This window comes from Anaerovorax odorimutans (assembly GCF_024459955.1).
In the GTDB taxonomy this organism is placed as follows: domain Bacteria; phylum Bacillota; class Clostridia; order Peptostreptococcales; family Anaerovoracaceae; genus Hominibacterium; species Hominibacterium odorimutans_A.
Genome location: NZ_JANFXK010000019.1, coordinates 20,043 through 40,704 on the forward strand (window position 1 = coordinate 20,043; position 20,662 = coordinate 40,704).

Here is a 20,662-nt window from a genome sequence, read left to right on the forward strand (position 1 = left end):
CCATTAAAAGCCTAAATCCGTCTCATAAACTGCTGCAGATCCGCCCGGTCCGTGGAAGCGGCCTCCGCAGTAGCCATGGTAATCGTCCCCATATGCACCAGTCTGGCAAGGTCGCTGTTGAGGGTGTGCATCCCCTGGGCCATACCGGAATGCATGGCTGTCGGCAGCTGGTAGCATTTATCCTCACGGATCAGATTGCCCACTGCATCGGTCCCCAGTAGGATTTCCGTAGCCGCGATTCTTCCGTCTCCGGCGGCGTTGGGCAAAAGCTGCTGCGTAATTACGCCCCGCAGAATCATGGAAAGCTGATTCCGCATCTGCTGCTGGGTCTGAGGCGGGCAGGTGTCCACGATACGGTCGATGGTTTGAGACGCTCCCGTCGTATGGAGCGTGGAAAGAACCAAGTGTCCCGTTTCCGCCGCTGTCACGGCTGTGGAAATGGTCTCGTAGTCACGCATCTCGCCCACCAGAATGATATCCGGGTCTTCACGAAGGGCGGACCGCAGCGCTCCGGCAAAGGAATCCACGTCCTCGCCCACTTCCCGCTGATGAATGATGCACTGATTCTGGTCAAATACATATTCCACCGGGTCTTCAACGGTAATGATATGGGCCGCCTTTTTCCGGGAAATATAATCGATCATGGCAGCTAAAGTCGTGGACTTTCCGCTTCCCGTAGGCCCCGTCACCAGGATCAGTCCCCGCGGTTCTTCCGCCAGCTTTGCCATTACCGGAGGAAGATACAGCTCTTCCAGAGATGGAATCTTATCGTTCAAAAGACGGATCGCCGCCGAAAGCCCGGTTCTGTCCTTGTAAACATTAACCCTGTGTCTGGTTTTATCGGGAAGCTGCAGGGCAAAGTCCTGGTCCGCTCCCTGCTGCAGATCTTTTTTCTGACTTTCGCTGAGCATGGAAAGAATCAGCTCCCGCAGCTCTTCCCGCGAAAGTACGGCTTCGGAGCGAAGCAGGCGCCCATGCTTTCTCATGGCTATGCCCAGCCCTTCGCTGATGTGCAAGTCCGAACACTGCTGCTTTCTGGCTCCTGTGAGCAATTGCTGTATATAACTCATATCAATCATCCTCTTCTGCGTAATACGCGATTTTATAGAATTCCTCCATCGTGGTGATGCCCTGCAGGGTCAAGGTCCTGGCCGCATCGTAGAGGCTTTTGAAATTCTGCTCAGTTCTCAGGTAATGGCGGATCCGGCTCATCTCAACTTCCTCGGTAATCATTTTGCGGATTGCCTTGTCGATGAGCACCATCTCGTGGATCGACCGTCTTCCCATATACCCGGTATGATTGCATTTGGAACATCCCGCTCCCTTTCTCAGGGAAACCTTCTCGTCGATGTCCAGTCCCAAAGCCTTCAGCTCCGCAGGCGAAGCCTGATAGGTCTCTCCGCAGTGGGGGCAAACCTTCCTCATCAGACGCTGGGCCACCAGTCCCACCAGTGAGTTGGCTACCATATAGGAAGGGATTCCCATATCTCTGAGCCGGACAATGGAGGAAATGGCATCGTTGGTATGAAGGGTGGAAAACACCTGATGTCCGGTAATCGCCGCACGCACGGAAATGGAAGCCGTTTCGCTGTCTCTCGTTTCGCCGACCATGATGACATCCGGGTCCTGACGCAGCAGCGCCTTGAGGCCCACATCAAAGGTCAACCCGGCGGTATTGTTCACCTGCACCTGATTGACCTGAGGGAGATTCCGCTCCACCGGGTCTTCTATGGTGGAAACATTGACCGCTTTCCTCGCTACCTGTTCCAGCACCATGTAAAGGGTCGTCGTCTTACCCGAGCCGGTAGGCCCTGTGATATAAATGATGCCGTGGGGGCTGGAAATCATGGAACGGAACTTTTCGTAATTTTCTTCCGTCATGCCGTAGGTCTGCTCCTGGTCCACCACCACATTGGTATATAAAAACCGGATAACGGCTTTTTCTCCAAAGACTGTGGGCACGATGGAAACACGAGTGTTGATCTCCATATCTTCCAAACGGATCTGGAAGTGGCCGTCCTGCGGCAGCCGCCGCTCCGCGATGTCCATTCCCGATAAAATCTTAATTCTGGCAACCAAAGGCAGCTGCAGCGCCGGAGCCAGCTTTACAATCTCCGTGATTACGCCGTCCACACGCATTCTCACCTGTATATGCTTTTTGAAGGGCTCGATATGAATATCACTGGCCCCCATTCGGTAGCCCTGAACCAGCAAATTGTTGAGCGCCTGAACGATCGGCGCCTCGTCGCCCGTAGGTTCCAGCTGAGCCAGCTCTTCCGCCGGCATAACCACATCGACCTTTTGGAAGGCCTGCTTGGTTACGATCTCCGAATAATACCGGTCAATGGCCGCTTTGATATGCTCGCTGACATCCAGCACCACGCTGATGGTCTTCTGGGTGATCTGTCTCACATCCTCGACAGCGTAAAAATTCAGAGGGTCGCTCATGGCTACTGTCAAAATGCCGTCTTTTTCCTCTACGGCGATCAACTCGTACTTCTGCGCCACCTGACGGGGAATCAGGCTGACAGCCTCGGTCTCCAGCGTTTTTCCCGATATGTCCACAACCGGCAGTTCCATCCGGTGGCCCAGGGCATCCAGCATCTGATGCTCCGTCACAAAGCCCATTTCCATCAGGATGGAACCCAGACGCTTTCCCTTGTTCTGGCTCTGATACTCCAAAGCCTGCCGCAGCTGCTGATCATCGATATATCCGTGTTCTATGAGGACATCTCCAATTCGAACGTTTTTCATTGCCATGCCGCTTTCCCCTCGCTTTCCTTATCTATATCTATTTCCGGCTGCTCTGATAAACTTCAAACACCAGCTCAGCCGTATACGGATATTCCTTTGTTTTCTTATCTCCATTGAGTACCTCTGCCAGAGCGGAGGCCGTCTCGTCCTTTTCCTGACCAGTGAGGGCAAAGCTCCTCACGGCTACGCCTTTTTTAGCGGCCGCCCTGCCGATCAGCGCGGAAAACTGTCCCATGCTGCCCTTTACCTTTGCCGTTACCATGGTTGTCGTTACCACAGAATCGTTTCCCGAAGCAATGGTCTGAGTCTGGGGAGAGCTGACATCCGTATTCTGCTGGTCCGCGGTTCCGCTTTCCTGGGAATTCCTGTTCTGGGATTCTTCGGACGCTCCTGTTTCGCCGTTCTGCGCCGTTCCGTTTTCTGTGGAAGCAGCGGTTCCATCCGTTGTCTGTCCGCCGGAAGCCTGCTGGTCTCCGTTTTCCTCTGTGCTGCCGATCGTAAGGGACACCGGCCGCAGGCCGCTGGAGGTAATCATACCGGTAATCAGGGTGTCGATGTCTTCATTGACCATGATCTCATTGAACTGGTCCGCCAGCTTGCTGATACCCTTTTTGTATTCCGTAACCTGATCCTGCAGAGCAGGCTTTTGCGTAATCATCAGATCAACCTCGTTTTTCTGCTGTTCCGCGGCCATCAGCGCGTCGGACACATCGCTGTGGGTTTCCGATGCCGGCAGGATCAGAAAGGTAACGCCTCCGGCCACGATCACCAGAAGGACCAGGATATAGATCAGGACCAGTTCCCGCTTGGACAGCTTTCCCAGCTGACCCATTATGTCAATGCTTTTCTTCTTTTCTTTGCCCATGCCCTTCTCCTTATCTGAACATTACGCAGCTGATCGTCGCCACGTATTTGGAATCATTATCCTCATACCCTTTATATTGCACATCGGAAAAGCATCCCACCGCTTTGAGCCGCTTTACCACTCCCGGCATCTGTGCCGCTGTCTTGGTCTTGGTCACGATCACAAAGGTTCCCAGTCCGGAATCATAGGTATGGGATACGATTTTGGAACCGGAAAGAGCTGCGTTGATCCTTCCGATGACGGAGGAATCCATATCCGGAAGTCCATCGATCTGAGAAACGATGCTTTCCATGGAACTGTGGACTCCGGCCAGTTCATCCCGTTTCTGCTGCAGTTCCACAGCCTCGTCATAGCTCTGGGTCGTCTGCGGCGAGCTGAGATATTCTTCAATCTCTTTGATCTGGTGTTTCTGCACCGCGTCACTGATTTTAAAGAAACCGAAAACGCCCAGTATAATGACCAGCAGCGCTGCCACCGGAATAACCGCTGTGGCGAAAAACTTTTTCTTGGCCTCAGCTTCCGGATCATAGTAATAGCGCTCATAAAAATTGATCTCTTTTTTCTTCAGTTTTTTTACTTTCGCTGTCTTCGCTTTCTTCATCTGGCTTTTTCTCCGCATTCCTATAATAAAGTGCCTATGGCATATACGTATTCATCCACGCGAACCTTCTTGTCGCTGCCGGTGTTTATGAGTCCTTCTCTGTCCCGCAGAAGATCGGTGGGAAGGGAAAACCGCTCGGCGATGTTCTTGAAAATAAAGATTTCATCCCTTCTGCACCCGCAGACATAAATCTTTTTGATGTCCTGCGCATAGCCCTCCGTATGGGAAAACTGCATCAGGTTGGATACCATGCGCTCGATCTCTCCGCTGATGGGCGGCGTGCTCCGCTCGCTGAACAGTCTGGTCCAGTTGGAAATCCGAAAGATGCCGTCCACATAAATGCTGGCGTAAAGGCTGCTGCCGTCCAGCGTCAGGAAGATAAAGCTGTCATCGCAGGTTTCCGGCAGAAACTCCAGCAGCTTGATCTGGCTGTCCAGCCCCGCTCCGATGCTTTCCAGTTCAACGCCCAGCTCATCAAAGATGTCGATATAGGAGCCGATCATTTCCTTCTGCGCCGCGCAGATCAGGGCCAGATCGCCCTCTTCATCCCTGCGTATGACGCGGTAATCGTAAAGCATCTCTTCTTTTGTTTCCGATTCTGAAAACTCGCCTTTGATCCATTCCAGCATCTGCTTTTCGGGGATCCGGGGAGCTATGGAAAGTTTGGTGAGAATCTGGTCTCCGCCGATGAGCAGCCGTACTTTCCGGTCCAGCATGTCCGGGTGTTCCGTCATCAGCTGGCGAAAGGACATGACAAAAAGTTCCTCATTGGTGATGACCCCGTTGAGGACCGCGCCCTCCGGCAGGCTGACCTGCGCAAAGGTGTCGAGGTTGAGGGAATCGCCCTTCCTCGCTCCGCAGACCATCTGCATTTTTTCGTTTCCTATGTAAATCGCTGTATCCATGTTTTCCCTCATTTCCAGGTTGTTTTTTGTTTGCTGATCTCAGGAGTTTCCCACTGCTTATGCGCCTGAGCCGATGGCGTTGTACAGCGTCGGCAGGGGCAGCATTACGGAAATCATTACTGAGCCGATGACAATGGCCATGAGAATAATCATCACCGGTTCCATCAGTGTGGTCATTCTCTGCAGGGCGATTTCCGCGTCGTAGTCAAAGGTATCGGCGATGGATTCCAGCATGGAGTCCAGGCGCCCCGTCTCTTCTCCGATGAGGATGCTCGCCGGCAGCTTGTTGTCGATGCCCTGAATCTTTCCTATGGAAGCGGACAGGGGCTGACCTTCCCGGACATCGCTGATCAGCTGGTCGAACTGGCCCGCTATGTAGGAGTTGCCGATGGTGTCTCTGGTATTTTCCAGGGCGTTAATCATGGAAATACCGCTGGAATAGGAAGAACTCAGCGTTCTGGCAAAACGGGAAGTGTATATGGTCCGCAGAAGCTTTCCTACAATGGGAATACCCAGTTTCTTTCTATCCAAAACAGCCTTTACCCTGGGCTGTGCGATTACCCCCTTAATCACGAGGATCAACACCAGAATTACAATGAGGATCACCAGCCAGTGACTTTGAATTCCCTTACTGAGGCCCAGCATAAACTGGGTTATGCCCGGCATAGGAGCGTCCATGTCCTCGTACAGTTCAAAGAATTTAGGCAGCACGGCCAGAAATACCACCAGCAGCACCACCAGGGTCACTACCATCAGTATGATTGGGTATACGGCCGCCGATACGGCCTTTTGATTAATCTTGTGCATTTTTTCGAAGTGGGCCGCCATCTTCTTTGAGGTGACGTCCATGCCGCCGGTGCTTTCACTGGCCTTATACATATTGATTAAAAGGTCGGGGAAAACGTTTCCCTGCGCAGCCATGGCTTCCGACAGCATCATGCCTTTCTGCAGGTCCCGATAAAGGTCGGTGTAGATTTTTTTGACCTGCGGTTTGACATCGCGCTGCGCCATAATGCTGATCGCACGAATCAGCGGAACGCCGGAGCTGATCATCATACCCAGTTCCCGGCAGAATTCCGCCAGCTGCTTTGCTTTCATTTTTTTGGTATCCCGCTTGTCTTTCGTTTCCTCGCAGGAAATCAGAAAGATGCCCTGCTCTCTCAGATCTGCTCTGAGCGCTGCCGGGTCGGCCGCCTGCGCGGTTCCTTTTACTGATTTTCCGTTTTGTCTGGCGGCTCTGTATTGATATGCAGGCACAGTCGTTCTCCTCTCATGCAAGATTAAATATGGCTAAATAGCTTTGGATCAGGAAGTTTCCCGCAAACAAAGCTACGATAATTCCAAAACTCAAAAATGGACCGAAGGCGAAGTGGTCCTTTCTGTCTTTTTTCTTTGTAATCAGCAGGTACGCCCCGTAAATGCCTCCCGTAACCAGCGCGATCAGTGCCGCCGCCAGCATCTGCTGCCATCCCAGCATGAGGCCGCAGGCCGCGCAGAGCTTGATGTCTCCGCCGCCAAAGCTGTCTTTGATGATAAGGTTCATCAGCAGCATGGGCAGTGATATCACGAAGAATCCGATGACGCCGGAGATCCAGGTGATGTCTCTGAAGCAGATCAGGCTGACCACCGCCAGTACCAGTAAAGCCAGCACCAGCCCGTCGGGGATCTCCATGGTGTCGATATCGATGAAGGCGATCACAAGGAGAATGCAGGAAACGGCAAAACCCACTACTGCCTGCCAGGTAAGCCCGAAGCTCAAAGCGCTCCACAGCGCGAAGGCCCCTCCCAGCAGCTCGATCAGTGGGTAACGAAAGGATATTTTATCGCCGCAGTAGCGGCACTTCCCTTTCAGGAAAAGGAAGCTAATTACAGGGACCAAATCAATCGCCCGCAGCTCGTGTCCGCAGGCCGGGCAAAAGGATCTTCCCTTGGCGAAACTTATTTTCTCCGGTATGCGGTAGATGAGGACGTTGAGGAAACTTCCGATGCAGATGCCTGCGATCAGAATGAATCCGTATATGACTCCGTATGCTATGTATAGCTGTCCCATAAGTTCTCCCTTTGTTTGATTTTTAGAAGTGGGCGGAATTAAGGCCTTCTGCCCGCCCGGGCGGCCCGTCTTCGCCGCCTTTCCCACAAGGCAGATTCGACAAAATCCGCATTAGTTCTATTTTATCTTAATTTGGCTCTATGGTAAACCCCGCAGTGTAACTATTTTCACCCGAACCGCCGGGTTGGGCATGGTAAGTTATGGTGGCGGCGGGGATTTTGTAGGTGAAGGTGTCTACTTTGTAGTTTTTGAAGATTATATCGTCTTCTAATTCGCCACTGGCAGCATCAGGGTCAGACAGCTCGGCCAGTTCCATAATTTCTTTTACACTTCCACTGTATGGCGGGCCAAAGTTTTTCAATACAATCGTTCCATCATTTTCTTTCCATTCCGCATCTGGGTTTGCCGCCATCTCGACAGCAAACGTCTGGGCGGCCCGCAAAATATTTTCGGCTTCAACGATCGCCGCCTTTTCGTTGGCTTTCCTGATCCATCCGATCATCGTCGGTACTAAAACCGCCGCTAGGATCGCCAGAACCACCAGCACTACGATGACCTCCACCAACGTGAAGCCTCTTCTAGTATTTTGTTTTTTAGTGACTCTTTTTTCTATTATCATGATGGGCCCCACGATCCGTAAGTATCTTCAAAACAGGTTTCTTCCCGGCGCTCAGCGAAGGCAGCGCTGTTGTCTTGGTTCCTTCAAATCCGCAGCTTTGTGGAACTGCGGTTGATTTGAAGAAAGAGTTGCCGTTGCCTGCTATGAGCTTTTCGTCAGCTCTGGCCGGGTTGGTAGCATGCAGGCTGTTCCCGGGAGCAGGCAGACTGGTTCCTTCAGTCGACAACAGAGTGCAGATTTGCGACCAAATTGCCGGTCCACTGTGATTTCCCGCGACCATTGGCCGAAAAGAAACACCTTGGTCGCAGATTTGATGAGCAAACGTTTCGCTTCAAGCCACATCTTCCAAAAGTATCGTTTCAGATTAAACGAAGAAAAGGCTGCCGCCTCGCGATTTTCATCGCTGGTTGCGGCAGCCTTTGGCTTGTTAATACATCTCCTGAGCTAAACAGCCTCGTTTTATGGTTGTGTTTTCTGTCCTTTAACAGGATCAGCAAATTTATTAGCACCAGTATAGTCTACATAATATTCGTTCGTTTGGTAAGTAAAGCTCGTAATGTTACCATTCGTTACTACTAAGTTTTGGCATTTGGTTTGTATATTAGTATCTTCTGTTAACTCTTTCATGGAATCCCACGCTTTCGTTGAATCAGCGCTTCTATCAAAGCCAGTAGTACCAGCAGTTGGATCATAGGTCATGGATGCGACCGTCTGAAGTGCAAGCAAGGCATTTCTAGCCTCTACCAGCACTGTCTTCTCATTTGCTTTTCTAATCCATCCAATCATCGACGGAATCAAAATCGCCGCCAGGATCGCCAGGATTACCAGTACTACGATAACCTCTACCAAGGTAAATCCTTTTTTCTTACCTTTGGCTAATTCACTTCTTTTCTTATTTACTAATTCAAACATTTTGGAATTCTCCCCTCTCTATGCATTAATAATGTATTCCGTTTGGTTACAAGTCATTATAACCTCGTGTCACCAAATTTACAACACCATTCGACACTTTTTTTGGCAGGTCTGCTGTCATAAACCCATCGCTCCCCAATTGTTACACGCTATCCATATAGTCGTGTAACCAGTTTCACTATTTATTGAACAATTATTACATAAAACGTCCATTTTATTACACAATTCATCGTTTTTTACGAAAAAAGGTTACATGGACTTTATCGTTACCATGCAACCCTTTTTTTGAATAAATTCCGTTTCTTTTTTTAAATTACATAACTTTCAGCGCCCGTTCCCGCAAAGTCGCTTCTTCCTCATTTTCCGGCTCATCTAAAACGATACCATGTAACCTTTTTTTCTTCGTGTCCGGCTCCACGCAGACAAAGGTAACAAAGCCTTCCACGTTCTGCCCCGTATCAATCTCGCAAAGAGCTTTTACGTGGACCATCAGGCTGGTGTTTCCTGTCTTAACGATGCGGCTGTGAATCGTCAGAATATCGCCCTTCTGTACCGGCTTTTTAAAGGTAAATCCGTGAACATTGACGCACAGAACATCCTGCGGCCTGCCGTGGGTCGCGGCGGCAGCGATAAAGGCCGCTTCCACCAGCCACTCGGCTGTTCTCCCGGCGAACAGGGTGCCGTGATGATTCAGGTCCTCTGACTTTACTAGGTGAGATATTTTATACTCTTTCATTTTGTTTTCCTCCTGATTGCTTTTATATTGCCTCATTACTAAACATATGCAGATCGCGTCCCGACGTGTCGCGAGTCGCGAAAAAGCCGTCCCGGTAACTATTGATGTTTTTTGCGGAAAGTTACGCACTTTTCAACGATCCCGCAGCCTTCGAACCCGCTTGCAGCACAAATTTTCACGTTTCACGGTTTCGAGCACCCGCAAACCCACAACTTTGCGTAACTTTGCACTGCTTTTTGCAGAAAGTTACCGCAGTCCACCAGACAGTCCGTCAAGCAGCCCGCAGGGCTGTTCAGGTTCCTTCCGGCCCGCGCCTCATCAAACAAGTTTCACAATTCCGCACCTTGCTTTTTCAAAACGTGTACAAAGTATAGCATTTTTTATTTTTGTACACGTTTTTCATGGATAAATTTGTAACAATTACAAATTTATGTGTATTTTCCCGTTTAAAGCGCAAATTTTGGTTAAAAACAAGACTTCCTAAAGAAAATAGCCGATTTTACGTGTACAAAATGTACTTTTTTCTTATTTTGTACACGTTTTTCCAATAATTAATACTTCATCGCCGAACCCAAACCCGCGCTCCCGCAAGATACCTCAAGCAAACTCCAACAAGCAAGCCATATCGAGCAGCTTGTTTCACTCGTTCCGCACCTTACGACAACGCCGATACGATCCGGTCAGAACAATATAACAAGCGAGCAACGTCGAGCTTGTTTCACTCGTTCTGCTCCTTACGGCAACGCCGTATTAATCCAGTCAGAACAGTATAATCCATTTATCCCAAAAAGAACACACATATATATAGGTATACAATATATTTTTCCGCTGCTTTTTCCGGGCAAAACGCAGCTCCGGGTCACTGCCGCTTTACACGCCGCCGCACATTCCCGCAGCTCCCGCCTGGCCTTCTCATCAAAACCTTCCGCCCCGCATTGACTTTTCCACACATATTAATTATAGTGTTAGCATAAACTCACTATTGAAAATATTACAAATAAGAGAAAAGGAATTATAGATACATGACACTGGACAAACTTCAGCCCGGAAAAAAGGGCTACATTGTTTCCGTGGGCGGCGAAGGCGCATTGCGGAGACGACTGCTGGATTTGGGACTCACCCCGAAAACCATCGTGCTGGTGCGGAAGGTCGCTCCGCTGGGGGACCCCATCGAAATCTTCCTGCGGGGATACGAATTGACCTTGCGCAGGGAAGAAGCCGCACGAATCGAAGTTGCGGAGGTGCATTAATGGGAATCGACATTGCGCTGATCGGAAATCCCGGCTGTGGGCTCACCACCCTCTTCAACCAGATGACCGGAGGGTCGGTCCATACCGGCCACTTTTCCACGCCGGGCAACAAGACCAAGGAAGGTCCCGTAAAAAACCACAAGGATGTAAACGTCATTGAGCTTCCCGGTACTTATTCGCTTTCCGCCTATTCCATAGACGACGTAGCTACCAGAGAGATCCTTCTGCGGGGGAAGCCGGACGTCATCGTCAACGTCATCGACGCCACCGGTTTTGAACGCAACCTTTATCTGACCCTTCAGCTGATGGAGCTGGAGCTGCCCATGGTTCTGGCGCTCAATATGATGGACGAGATGGAAAACAATCAAATTGATATTGACCTGCAAAAGCTTTCCCAGGAGCTGACCATACCGGTCATCCCCATCGCGGCCAGCAAGAACCGAGGCACCCACGATCTGATCCATTACGCGCTGCAGGCGGCCAGGGAGCATCACGTACCGCAGAAGATCGACTTTTGCTCCGGACATGTACATACGGCCATCCATACGGTCAGCCATCTGATCGCGGAGGATGCGAAAAAAGCAGAGCTTCCTCTGCGGTTTTGCTGCACCAAGATTGTGGAAGGCGATGAACCGACTCTGGAAGCCCTTCGCCTGGGCGATCCGGAACTGGATATCATTGACCACCTGATCGAGGATATGCAGAATCATCTGGGAACTGACCGGGAATCGGCAATGGCTGACATGCGCTACGCTTTCATCGAAAAGCTGTGCAAGAAGGTTTTGAGCCGTCCGGTACAGAGCACTAAGGAGCACGCGCGTTCTGTGCGCATGGACCGGATTCTCACCCACCGGATCTTTGCCATTCCGATTTTCCTGTGCATCATGCTGCTGGTGTTTTATTTCACCTTCGGTTCCCTGGGGACCTGGCTCAGCGACCTCCTGTCGGCAGGCATCGACAAGTGCGTAGAGGCCATCAGCTACGCGCTGCTGGGAGCGGGGGTCAATCCGGCCTTTCATTCGCTGGTGATCGACGGAATCTGCGCGGGCGTGGGAAGCGTTCTTTCCTTCCTGCCGATCATCGCCGTGCTGTTCTTCTTCCTTTCGATTCTGGAGGACAGCGGCTATATGCCCAGGGTCGCCTTTGTCATGGACAAACTGCTGCGCAAGCTGGGGCTGTCGGGCCGCTCCATCGTGCCGATGCTCATCGGCTTCGGCTGCTCGGTTCCGGCGATCATGGCGACCAGATCCCTGCCCAGCAAAAGGGACCGCAGCCTTACTATGGCTCTGATTCCCTTCATGTCCTGCAGTGCCAAGCTGCCCATTTACGCCATGTTCACCGCCGCCTTTTTCACGGATCACAAGGCGCTGGTCATGATCGGGCTGTACGTGACCGGGATCATCGTCGCCATCGTCTGCGCCCTGGCCTTTAAGGGCACGCTTTTCAGAGGCGACCCGGTTCCCTTTGTGCTGGTGCTCCCGCCTTACCGGATTCCGGCCATGAAAAGCGTGGCTCTGCGCATGTGGGAAAACGTAAAGGGCTTCATAAAAAAAGCCTTCACCGTCATCTTTGTGGCTACCATTGTCATCTGGTTTCTCCAAAGCTTTGACACCGGGTTTAATATGGTGAGCAGCAGCGATACCAGCATCCTCGCGGACATCGGAAAAATCGCGGCTCCGATCTTCGCTCCGCTGGGTTTCGGCGACTGGCGCGCGGCCACGGCTTTGATTACCGGCATGTCCGCCAAGGAAGCGGTAGTCAGCACTCTGGCGGTCCTCACCGGAGCCGCGGACGGCGCTTCGCTCTCTGCTATGCTGACTCAGGTATTCACGCCTCTGTCCGCCTTTGCCTTTCTGGTTTTCTGCCTGCTGTACATGCCCTGCGTAGCGACCCTGGCTACCATCCGCAGAGAAATGGGCGGCTGGCGTTATGCTTTTGGAGTCATGCTGTTCCAGTGTGTGGTGGCCTGGATCGTTTCCTTTATTGTTTTTCATGTGGGAGGTTTGTTCCTATGAGATTTTATATCGTAGATGCCTTTACCGAAGAGCTGTTCGGCGGCAATCCCGCCGGTGTGGTCCTCCTGGATAAAGGAGAAGATTTTCCCCAGAAGGACATCATGCGAAAAACTGCCGCAGAATTGCGGTATTCGGAAACCGCTTTTATCAAACAGCTGGATGCGGATCGCTTTCACGTCCGCTACTTTACTCCTACTGACGAGGTGGATCTGTGCGGCCACGCCACCATTGGCTCATTTGCCGCCCTCTCGGAATCCGGCGTCGTGGATTCCGACTGCGATCTGACCGCCGAGACTCTGGCCGGCCAGCTGACCATAAAGCTGCAGCGCGGCTTTGTCATGATGCAGATGGCGGAGCCCCAATATCTGCGCACCCTCAGGGAGCCCCAGGAGCTGAGCGAGCTCTATTCCGTTATGGGTCTGCCTTATGAGGATCTGATCGTCCCTCAGAGCTGCAGCACGTATGTCCGGCTGTTTCCCATGATTATTTCCACGGGGCTTCCCGATATCATTCTCCCTGTAAAAAACCGGCAGGCGCTGGCCGCCATAACGCCGGATTTTCCTGCGCTGGCCGCACTGTCGGAAAAACATCAGGTTACGGGGGTCCACGTTTTTACCCTGGACAGAGCTGACTTCAGCGTAACCGCCCACTGCCGCGACTTCGCTCCGCTCTACGGCATCAATGAGGAAGCCGCCACCGGCACCGCAAGCGGCGCTCTCACCTATTACCTGTTCTCCCATAACCTGATCGCAGATGAAAGCGAATGCACCTTTATTCAGGGGGAAGCGATGGAGCGCCCTTCCAGGATTCTGACCCATGTCCGCCGGCAGGCCCCGGACAAGCCGCCTCTGATTCAGGTGGGCGGCAGCGCAAAGATCCTGGCCAGTGGGACCATTCAACTCTAACTTTCTTTTTCCGTTACAGCCGTCCTATGCTGCGCCGGGGGAAAAGCCTTGTCGCTTTCCCGATGTATAGCAGTAAAGCGAATCCGGATCTTTCCCATGAAAAGTTGGCAAAAAGCGGATCTTTTTTCAACGTTTCGCAGCCCCGTCCGTCAAATTCAGGTAAGAATCTCCCCTAAACAAATGGGAGAAACCTGCAAACCCACAGATTTCGTCCGCATCGGGCTAAATTTCAGGCAAAAAGCGCCAAGCCACCCATCGCGTCCCAGGCAACTGTAGTGGTAAACTAAAAGTAGACACCCACCCACTTTTTGTAGACACCGTAATGAATAAGGGTTACACTAAAGTGAAACCTGGAACACTTCTACAAAAAGTATCCATAGGAGGTATCAAATGAAATACACAAAAGAACAACGATTGGACATAGGCCGGCGGATTTACACCCGTGAAATCAGCAAAGCGGACGCGATGGTCCAATATGAAATCAGCAAGTCCTGCGCGGAGGGGTACGTCACGGACTACAAACGAGCGCATGGCATTCCAGTAAAGCGGCATAAATCCATTTCAGCGGTTGCCATTGAATCCGGATCCGATGGAGATATGGAATCGTATCAATCGATGTCAAAAGAAGAATTAATCCAAGCGTTAATTCGATCAAAGGCGAATGAATTGCGCGCAAAAAAAGGGTACGAAGTGAAAGGGGGTGGGCAAAACAAGGAGTTCATTTCTTTAAACAGCAAGAATTTGAAATAGTTTTTGAACTTTCCGCGAAGTTTCCCATAAAGGTGCTTTGCGACCTTCTAGGCGTCAACCGAAGCGGTTTTTATAAATGGAAACGCCGTCTTGAGCATCCTTCGGAGCGTTTGAAAACCTTTGCGAACAATTTGATGCTGTTCAAAGAATATCACGAAAAATATCCTTCCCATGGGTATCGATGGCTTAACGCGAAAATACGCCTTGACACGGGCCTGGTCTTGTCGGACCCTTACGCGCATAAATGCTGTAAAACGGCGGGAATTGTCAGCAAGTCAAAGCACTATCGATATAAAAAACCGGGAGACCCTTTTAAAGTTTATCCGAACCTTCTGATGCAAGGACTCCAAGTCAACGGACCCCTTCAATGCGTCGTAAGTGACATGACGGCCATTTCCTTCAAAGGGGTCTACTATGAACTGACCGTTTTCATGGACCTGTGGAACCATGAGATTCTGGCCCATCGTCTATCGCGAAAGCGAGGAGACCGGATGACCTATATCAGTGGCCTCCATGATTTGATCGACATCAAAAGCCAATACCCAAAGCTCGACATGGTGCTCCATACGGACCAGGGTTGCGTATACGCGTCAAAAGCCTTCAACGAATTGCTCCCTCTACATAACATCCTGCATTCCATGTCACGCGCCGGTACGCCAACGGACAACGCGGCAATGGAAGCCATGAATGGGTGGATCAAGGCCGAGCTCTTTACGGACCTTCATATTACCAGTAACGAGCACATCCAAGAAGAAGTGGCGGATTACATCGTGTTCTACAATGAACAGCGTCCTGCCTACTCTCTGAGCTACCTGACTCCAAAACAGTATCGGCAATACTTCGCGGATCCATCAATGACTACTTATTAAGATAACTGTCTACTTTTTGTTGACTAGTGCAAACCCTATCTCACTCCCCATCCCAGCCACCCCCACCTCAAACCTTCACCCCACCTCAAACCTTCATCCCATCCTGGGCCGTCCCAGGCAACCCCACCTCAAGCCTCCATCCCACCTCAGCTCCTTAAAAACAATAATTCCTGAGGCCGCAAGACCGTTGACTGACAAATTTAACAAATGCCCCGCGCAGCTAGACTGTTCATATTATTTTGTATACAGTATCTCCTTTTATTGACACAATAGTATCAAATATGATAAAATTTCTTATTGTCAATACATTTTACGCATATTTTAGACGGGACTAACTATGCGTCTCACTCGGATTTATGTTTTATTTATTGTTGAAAGGAGTACTTTATCATGACCACAAATTGCGCCGGCTGTGCCGAGGCAAGCGAGAAGGCAAAAGAACTCAAAAAGATCATTGCCAAGTACAAGGACACCCGCGGAGCGCTGATCCCTGTCCTCCACGAGGCTCAGGAGGTTTACGGCTACCTGCCCCTGGAGGTTCAGCGGGAGATTTCGCTGGGACTCGACATTCCTCTGGCAGAGGTCTATGGGGTCGTAAGTTTCTATACGCAGTTTTCCATTAACCCAAAGGGCAAATATCAAATCAATGTCTGCATGGGAACGGCCTGCTATGTAAAAGGTTCCAATGAAATTCTGGACAAATTCAAAACAAGACTTTCCATCGACGTCGGAGACTGTACCGACGATCAAAAGTTTTCTCTGGATGCCTGCCGCTGTATCGGAGCGTGCGGACTTGCGCCTGTCGTAACGATCAACGACGAGGTTTACGGCAAGCTGACTGCCGATGACGTAGACGACATTCTTGACAAGTACGAAGATAAATAACGGATTGCAGAAGGAGAAACGATCATGATTAAAAATATTGAGGAACTGAATGCTTTAAAGGACCGTGCTCTGGGCAATATTACCGTCCGCCTGGACCGCACGGAAAACCCGTCTCCCGAAGGCGGAAAAATACATATCCTGGTCTGCGGCGTTGCCGGATGCGCATCTTCCGGTTCATTGAAGGTGGCCGCAGCCATTGAGGATGAAATCAAAAAGAACAATCTGGGCGCTGATGTAAAAGTAATCAAGACCGGATGTTTCGGCCTCTGCGCCGAAGGCCCGATCATGATGATCTGCCCGGAGCATGTCATGTACACAAAGGTGGCGCCGGAAGATGTTGCGGAAATTTTTGAAAACCATATTATGGGCGGAAAGATCGTAACCAGACTTCTGGCCGGAGAAAAAGAATACGAAGAGATCGAGGATCGCCTTCCGCAGATTCCGTTTTTTGCTATGCAAAAAAGAATCGCGCTTAACAACTGCGGCATCATCGATCCCGAAAACATCGACGAATATATCGCCCTGGACGGCTACCAGGCCCTGGCCAAGGTTCTGAACGAATACGAACCCGACGAAGTCATCGACGAGATCAAAAAGTCGGGACTGCGCGGCAGAGGAGGCGGCGGCTTCCCGACAGGACGCAAATGGGAGTCTTCGGCAGTTGTGCAGGATCACGAAAAATATGTTATCTGCAACGCTGACGAAGGAGACCCCGGCGCGTTCATGGACCGTTCCATTCTGGAGGGAGATCCCCACTCAGTAATTGAGGCCATGATTATCAACGGCTATGCGGTAGGCGCTCGCCAGGGCTACATCTATGTGCGCGCCGAATATCCGGTAGCTGTAAAGCGGCTGGGCGTTGCCATCCGTCAGGCGGAAGAGTACGGACTTCTGGGAAACAACATCCTGGGAAAAGGATTTAATTTCAATCTGGAAGTCAGACTGGGCGCCGGAGCTTTCGTATGCGGCGAAGGAAGCGCGCTGATGACCTCAATCGAAGGCAAGCGGGGCGAACCTCGTCCAAAGCCTCCAAGATCCGCAGAAAAAGGTCTCTGGAAAAAACCGACCGTACTCAATAACGTAGAGACCTACGCCAACATTCCGCAGATCATCCGCAAGGGCGCGGACTGGTTCAATTCCATTGGTACGGAAAAATCCAAGGGAACCAAGGTATTCGCTCTCGGCGGCAAGATCAACAACATCGGCCTGGTTGAGGTTCCTATGGGAACGACACTGCGTCAGATCGTTTATGATATCGGCGGCGGAATTCCCGACGGCGGAACCTTTAAAGCCGCGCAGACAGGCGGACCTTCCGGCGGCTGTCTTCCGGCAGAGCATCTGGATACGCCCATCGATTACGACTCTCTGACCAAGCTGGGCTCCATGATGGGCTCCGGCGGGCTGATCGTAATGGACGAGCACACCTGTATGGTAGACCTGGCAAGATTCTTCCTCGACTTCACCGTGGACGAGTCCTGCGGCAAATGTCCGCCATGCCGGATCGGAACAAAACGTATGCACGAGATCCTCGTACGGATCACGGAAGGAAAAGGGACCCTGGAAGATCTGGACAAGCTGGAAGTTCTGGCAAGAAACATCAAGGCCTCCGCGCTGTGCGGACTGGGCCAGAGCGCTCCGAATCCGGTTCTTTCCACATTGAAATATTTCAGAGATGAATATATCGCTCACGTTGTAGATAAAAAATGTCCTGCCGGAGTCTGCGTATCCATGATCAAATACAAAATTGACACCGATGTATGTAAGCGCTGCGGCATCTGTAAAAAAGGATGTCCGACCCAGTGTATCTCGGGAGACAAGAACACACCGTTTGCTATTGATCAGGATAAATGCGTCAAGTGCGGCCTCTGTATGGAAAAATGTCCGTTCAAGGCAATACTTAAGAACGCGTAAAGGAGGAGCACGAAACCATGAACAAAGTTCATATTACAATAGACGGAATCAAGTTATACGTACCGGAAAACTACACCATCCTGCAGGCGGCAAAAGAAGTGAACATCACCATCCCTACCCTGTGTTTCCTGAAGGATATCAACGAGATCGGCTGCTGCCGGATGTGCGTTGTGGAGGTCAAGGGATCAAAGGCCCTGCAGGCCGCCTGCGTACACCCGGTAAAGGAAGGCATGGAAGTATTCACCCATACGCCGAAGGTTATGGAAGCCAGAAAAGTCAACCTGGAACTGATCCTTTCCAACCACGACGCCATGTGCCAGACCTGTACCAGAAGCTGGATGGACTGCGAGCTGCAGACCCTTGCCAACAAGCTTTCTGTGGAAAACGTGCGCTTTGAGGGAGACAGAAAGCGTCTGCCTCTGGACATCGGCGTTTCCATCGTCCGCGACCCTAACAAATGCATTCTCTGCAGAAGATGCATCGGGGCCTGCAAAAACATTCAGACTGTGGGCGTTATTGACACCATGAACCGCGGATTCAATACGGTCATTGGTTCCCCGTTCGGCATGAAGCTGGAGGATACGCCTTGCACCAACTGCGGGCAATGTATCAATGTCTGCCCGGTTGCCGCTCTCCACGAAAAGGGAGACGCGGACCGTGTATGGGAAGCCCTCAACGATCCGAAAAAGCACGTAGTCGTACAGACGGCTCCAGCGGTCCGGGTTGCCCTGGGAGAAGAATTCAATATGAACATCGGCGAAGCCGTAACCGGCAAGATGGTTACAGCGTTGCGTATGCTGGGCTTTGACAAGGTGTTCGATACCGATACGGCGGCCGACCTGACCATTATGGAAGAAGGCGCCGAGCTGATCGACCGCATCCGGGGCGGTGGCAAGCTGCCGCTGATCACCTCCTGCTCCCCAGGATGGATCAAGTTCTGCGAGCATAACTTCCCGGATCTTCTGGACAACGTATCCAGCTGCAAGTCGCCGCACCAGATGTTCGGCGCAGTCCTCAAATCCTATTACGCGGAAAAAGAAGGCATCGATCCTGACGATATTTTCGTAGTTTCCGTTATGCCTTGTACCGCCAAGAAATTCGAGGCCGCAAGACCGGAAATGCAGGTGGACGGACACGCTGATGTGGATGTGGTACTCACCACCCGCGAACTGGGTAAAATGATCTATGACGTGGGAATCGACTTCCCGGATCTGGGAGACAGCGATTTCGACGATCCATTCGGCGAGGCTACCGGTGCCGGTGTCATCTTCGGAACTACCGGCGGCGTTATGGAAGCAGCGCTGCGTACAGTTGCCGATCTGCTCAACGGAACTTCCGCCGACAACATCGAATACGAAGAAGTCCGCGGCCTGGAAGGTATCAAAATCGCCAAGCTGCAGGTTGCCGATCTGGAGCTGCGCGCGGCCGTAGCCCATGGGCTGGGCAATGCCAGAAAGCTGATGGACGCCATCCGCAGCGGAGAAACCTTCCACTTTGTAGAGATCATGGCCTGCCCCGGCGGCTGTATCAACGGAGGCGGCCAGCCGCTGCAGCTGTCTGATGTCCGCAACTGGATCGACATCAAAGCGGAGAGAGCCAAATCCCTCTATCAGGAAGACCGGAAAATGTTTATCCGCAAATCACATAACAATCCGGCTGTTAAGAAATTATATAAAGAGTATCTGGGCATGGCCGGCGGCAAACAGTCCCACAAACTGCTGCACACCCACTACACTCCAAGAAAGAATTACGAAGACTAGTTGCAAAATCGCAAAATCGTGTTCAAAAAAAGACCTGTTTGTTAAAAAACAGGTCTTTTTTCTATGTCTATTTTCAGGCAAATTCTGAATTTTAGCAAATTTGTTAATTTTTCATAAATGAAAGCAGTTTCAAACCCCTGTTTTTTGAACCTCAAAATCACAATCTTGCTGTTTTTAATTTCGTACAACGATTAGCATTGACTTGCCGCTAAACGGCATGTTATGGTTTTAACGAGGAGTTATAAATATATTCTGAATATATTTATTAATTTACACAAAACTCACCTGTTTTATTGATGAATGAAAGGAGTTTCCGATGACTGACAAATGCACCGGATGTGCTGAATCACAGGAAAAGGCAAAAGAGCTTCAGAAAATTATTGCCAAGTATAAGGACACGCGTGGAGCGCTGATTCCGGTACTGCACGAAGCTCAGGAGGTTTACGGGTATCTTCCTCTGGAAGTACAGCGTGAAATCGCAAATCAGCTGGACATTCCTCTGGCTGAAGTGTATGGGGTTGTAAGCTTTTATACCCAGTTCTCGATCAATCCGAAGGGGAAATACAGAATCAACGTATGTATGGGTACTGCCTGCTACGTTAAGGGAGCAAATGAGATTTTAGATAAGTTCAGGACCAGATTATCCGTTGATGTGGGCGAGTGTACGGATGATCAGAAGTTTTCCCTGGACGCCTGCAGATGCATCGGCGCCTGCGGTCTTGCACCGGTCGTTACAATCAATGATGAAGTTTACGGTAAGCTGGTTCCGGATGACGTGGACGACATTCTTGATAAGTATGAAGAACTGTAAGGGGGTGCCGAAATGATAAAAAGTATTGCTGATATTAGCAAAATAAGAGAATCAAAGCGTGCGG

19 protein-coding genes are annotated in these 20,662 nt (G+C 50.9%); 9 read left to right on the plus strand and 10 right to left on the minus strand.

The genetic code is table 11. The annotated features are described in order from the left end of the window. Positions 1-11: 11 nt before the first annotated feature. The 10 genes from NE619_RS14705 to NE619_RS14750 form a co-directional block, all read right to left on the minus strand. Positions 12-1,070: a type IV pilus twitching motility protein PilT gene (locus NE619_RS14705; protein WP_256133209.1), complete on the minus strand. Its 1,059-nt coding sequence runs from the start codon at positions 1,068-1,070 to the stop codon at positions 12-14. Between the two features lies 1 nt (position 1,071). Further along, complete coding sequence (locus NE619_RS14710) at positions 1,072-2,760, minus strand: GspE/PulE family protein (RefSeq protein ID WP_330640785.1); 1,689 nt, start codon at positions 2,758-2,760, stop codon at positions 1,072-1,074. A gap of 31 nt (positions 2,761-2,791) precedes the next feature. Next, positions 2,792-3,619 (minus strand): hypothetical protein, encoded by an 828-nt coding sequence (locus tag NE619_RS14715; RefSeq protein WP_256133210.1) that lies wholly within the window; start codon positions 3,617-3,619, stop codon positions 2,792-2,794. 10 nt (positions 3,620-3,629) lie between these two features. Further along, the gene (locus NE619_RS14720) at positions 3,630-4,220 is read right to left on the minus strand and encodes a hypothetical protein (protein ID WP_256133211.1); all 591 of its coding nucleotides are present in this window, start codon (positions 4,218-4,220) and stop codon (positions 3,630-3,632) included. A gap of 20 nt (positions 4,221-4,240) precedes the next feature. After that, the gene (pilM, locus tag NE619_RS14725) at positions 4,241-5,125 is read right to left on the minus strand and encodes a type IV pilus biogenesis protein PilM (RefSeq protein WP_256133212.1); all 885 of its coding nucleotides are present in this window, start codon (positions 5,123-5,125) and stop codon (positions 4,241-4,243) included. 57 nt (positions 5,126-5,182) lie between these two features. Beyond that, entirely contained in the window at positions 5,183-6,382 is a 1,200-nt protein-coding gene (locus NE619_RS14730) for a type II secretion system F family protein (RefSeq protein WP_256133213.1), read from the minus strand. 13 nt (positions 6,383-6,395) lie between these two features. Further along, positions 6,396-7,175, minus strand: a complete 780-nt coding sequence (locus NE619_RS14735; protein ID WP_256133214.1) for a prepilin peptidase — start codon at positions 7,173-7,175, stop codon at positions 6,396-6,398. A gap of 127 nt (positions 7,176-7,302) precedes the next feature. Continuing rightward, a complete protein-coding gene (locus NE619_RS14740; protein WP_256133215.1) occupies positions 7,303-7,794 on the minus strand; it encodes a prepilin-type N-terminal cleavage/methylation domain-containing protein in 492 nt (163 codons plus the stop codon). A gap of 459 nt (positions 7,795-8,253) precedes the next feature. After that, positions 8,254-8,706 (minus strand): prepilin-type N-terminal cleavage/methylation domain-containing protein, encoded by a 453-nt coding sequence (locus NE619_RS14745; protein ID WP_256133216.1) that lies wholly within the window; start codon positions 8,704-8,706, stop codon positions 8,254-8,256. Positions 8,707-9,019: 313 nt separating this feature from the next. Next, positions 9,020-9,442: an acyl-CoA thioesterase gene (locus NE619_RS14750; RefSeq protein WP_256133217.1), complete on the minus strand. Its 423-nt coding sequence runs from the start codon at positions 9,440-9,442 to the stop codon at positions 9,020-9,022. A 1,022-nt stretch (positions 9,443-10,464) separates the two neighbouring features. Here NE619_RS14750 and NE619_RS14755 point away from each other — a divergent pair. From NE619_RS14755 to nuoE, 9 genes are all read left to right on the plus strand, one after another. Continuing rightward, positions 10,465-10,692: a FeoA family protein gene (locus NE619_RS14755; protein WP_256133218.1), complete on the plus strand. Its 228-nt coding sequence runs from the start codon at positions 10,465-10,467 to the stop codon at positions 10,690-10,692. Continuing rightward, positions 10,692-12,707 carry a ferrous iron transport protein B gene (feoB, locus tag NE619_RS14760; RefSeq protein ID WP_256133219.1) on the plus strand — a complete coding sequence of 672 codons (2,016 nt, stop codon included), beginning with the start codon at positions 10,692-10,694 and terminating at the stop codon, positions 12,705-12,707. Before NE619_RS14755 ends, feoB begins: the two co-directional genes overlap by 1 nt. Next, positions 12,704-13,612 (plus strand): PhzF family phenazine biosynthesis protein, encoded by a 909-nt coding sequence (locus NE619_RS14765; RefSeq protein ID WP_256133220.1) that lies wholly within the window; start codon positions 12,704-12,706, stop codon positions 13,610-13,612. Before feoB ends, NE619_RS14765 begins: the two co-directional genes overlap by 4 nt. 390 nt (positions 13,613-14,002) lie before the next feature. Beyond that, positions 14,003-14,362 (plus strand): hypothetical protein, encoded by a 360-nt coding sequence (locus NE619_RS14770; RefSeq protein WP_256133221.1) that lies wholly within the window; start codon positions 14,003-14,005, stop codon positions 14,360-14,362. Next, complete coding sequence (locus tag NE619_RS14775) at positions 14,359-15,231, plus strand: IS3 family transposase (protein WP_256133255.1); 873 nt, start codon at positions 14,359-14,361, stop codon at positions 15,229-15,231. The genes NE619_RS14770 and NE619_RS14775 overlap by 4 nt, the downstream gene beginning before the upstream one ends. 390 nt (positions 15,232-15,621) lie before the next feature. Next, positions 15,622-16,116: a complex I 24 kDa subunit family protein gene (locus tag NE619_RS14780; protein WP_256133222.1), complete on the plus strand. Its 495-nt coding sequence runs from the start codon at positions 15,622-15,624 to the stop codon at positions 16,114-16,116. Positions 16,117-16,140: 24 nt separating this feature from the next. Continuing rightward, positions 16,141-18,027, plus strand: a complete 1,887-nt coding sequence (locus NE619_RS14785; RefSeq protein WP_305146650.1) for an NADH-quinone oxidoreductase subunit NuoF — start codon at positions 16,141-16,143, stop codon at positions 18,025-18,027. A 17-nt stretch (positions 18,028-18,044) separates the two neighbouring features. Continuing rightward, a complete protein-coding gene (locus tag NE619_RS14790) occupies positions 18,045-19,787 on the plus strand; it encodes an NADH-dependent [FeFe] hydrogenase, group A6 (protein WP_256133223.1) in 1,743 nt (580 codons plus the stop codon). 316 nt (positions 19,788-20,103) lie between these two features. After that, positions 20,104-20,598, plus strand: a complete 495-nt coding sequence (gene nuoE, locus NE619_RS14795) for an NADH-quinone oxidoreductase subunit NuoE (RefSeq protein WP_256133224.1) — start codon at positions 20,104-20,106, stop codon at positions 20,596-20,598. Positions 20,599-20,662: the final 64 nt, after the last annotated feature.

Coding starts and splice junctions, on each gene's coding strand:
- NE619_RS14710 (WP_330640785.1), bottom strand. CDS start 2,760: ATGGCAATGAAAAACGTTCGAATTGGAGATGTCCTCATAGAACACGGA.
- NE619_RS14755 (WP_256133218.1), top strand. CDS start 10,465: ATGACACTGGACAAACTTCAGCCCGGAAAAAAGGGCTACATTGTTTCC.
- NE619_RS14705 (WP_256133209.1), bottom strand. CDS start 1,070: ATGAGTTATATACAGCAATTGCTCACAGGAGCCAGAAAGCAGCAGTGT.
- NE619_RS14765 (WP_256133220.1), top strand. CDS start 12,704: ATGAGATTTTATATCGTAGATGCCTTTACCGAAGAGCTGTTCGGCGGC.
- NE619_RS14780 (WP_256133222.1), top strand. CDS start 15,622: ATGACCACAAATTGCGCCGGCTGTGCCGAGGCAAGCGAGAAGGCAAAA.
- NE619_RS14745 (WP_256133216.1), bottom strand. CDS start 8,706: ATGTTTGAATTAGTAAATAAGAAAAGAAGTGAATTAGCCAAAGGTAAG.
- nuoE (WP_256133224.1), top strand. CDS start 20,104: ATGACTGACAAATGCACCGGATGTGCTGAATCACAGGAAAAGGCAAAA.
- feoB (WP_256133219.1), top strand. CDS start 10,692: ATGGGAATCGACATTGCGCTGATCGGAAATCCCGGCTGTGGGCTCACC.
- NE619_RS14715 (WP_256133210.1), bottom strand. CDS start 3,619: ATGGGCAAAGAAAAGAAGAAAAGCATTGACATAATGGGTCAGCTGGGA.
- NE619_RS14740 (WP_256133215.1), bottom strand. CDS start 7,794: ATGATAATAGAAAAAAGAGTCACTAAAAAACAAAATACTAGAAGAGGC.
- NE619_RS14785 (WP_305146650.1), top strand. CDS start 16,141: ATGATTAAAAATATTGAGGAACTGAATGCTTTAAAGGACCGTGCTCTG.
- NE619_RS14770 (WP_256133221.1), top strand. CDS start 14,003: ATGAAATACACAAAAGAACAACGATTGGACATAGGCCGGCGGATTTAC.
- NE619_RS14790 (WP_256133223.1), top strand. CDS start 18,045: ATGAACAAAGTTCATATTACAATAGACGGAATCAAGTTATACGTACCG.
- NE619_RS14750 (WP_256133217.1), bottom strand. CDS start 9,442: ATGAAAGAGTATAAAATATCTCACCTAGTAAAGTCAGAGGACCTGAAT.
- NE619_RS14720 (WP_256133211.1), bottom strand. CDS start 4,220: ATGAAGAAAGCGAAGACAGCGAAAGTAAAAAAACTGAAGAAAAAAGAG.
- NE619_RS14735 (WP_256133214.1), bottom strand. CDS start 7,175: ATGGGACAGCTATACATAGCATACGGAGTCATATACGGATTCATTCTG.
- pilM (WP_256133212.1), bottom strand. CDS start 5,125: ATGGATACAGCGATTTACATAGGAAACGAAAAAATGCAGATGGTCTGC.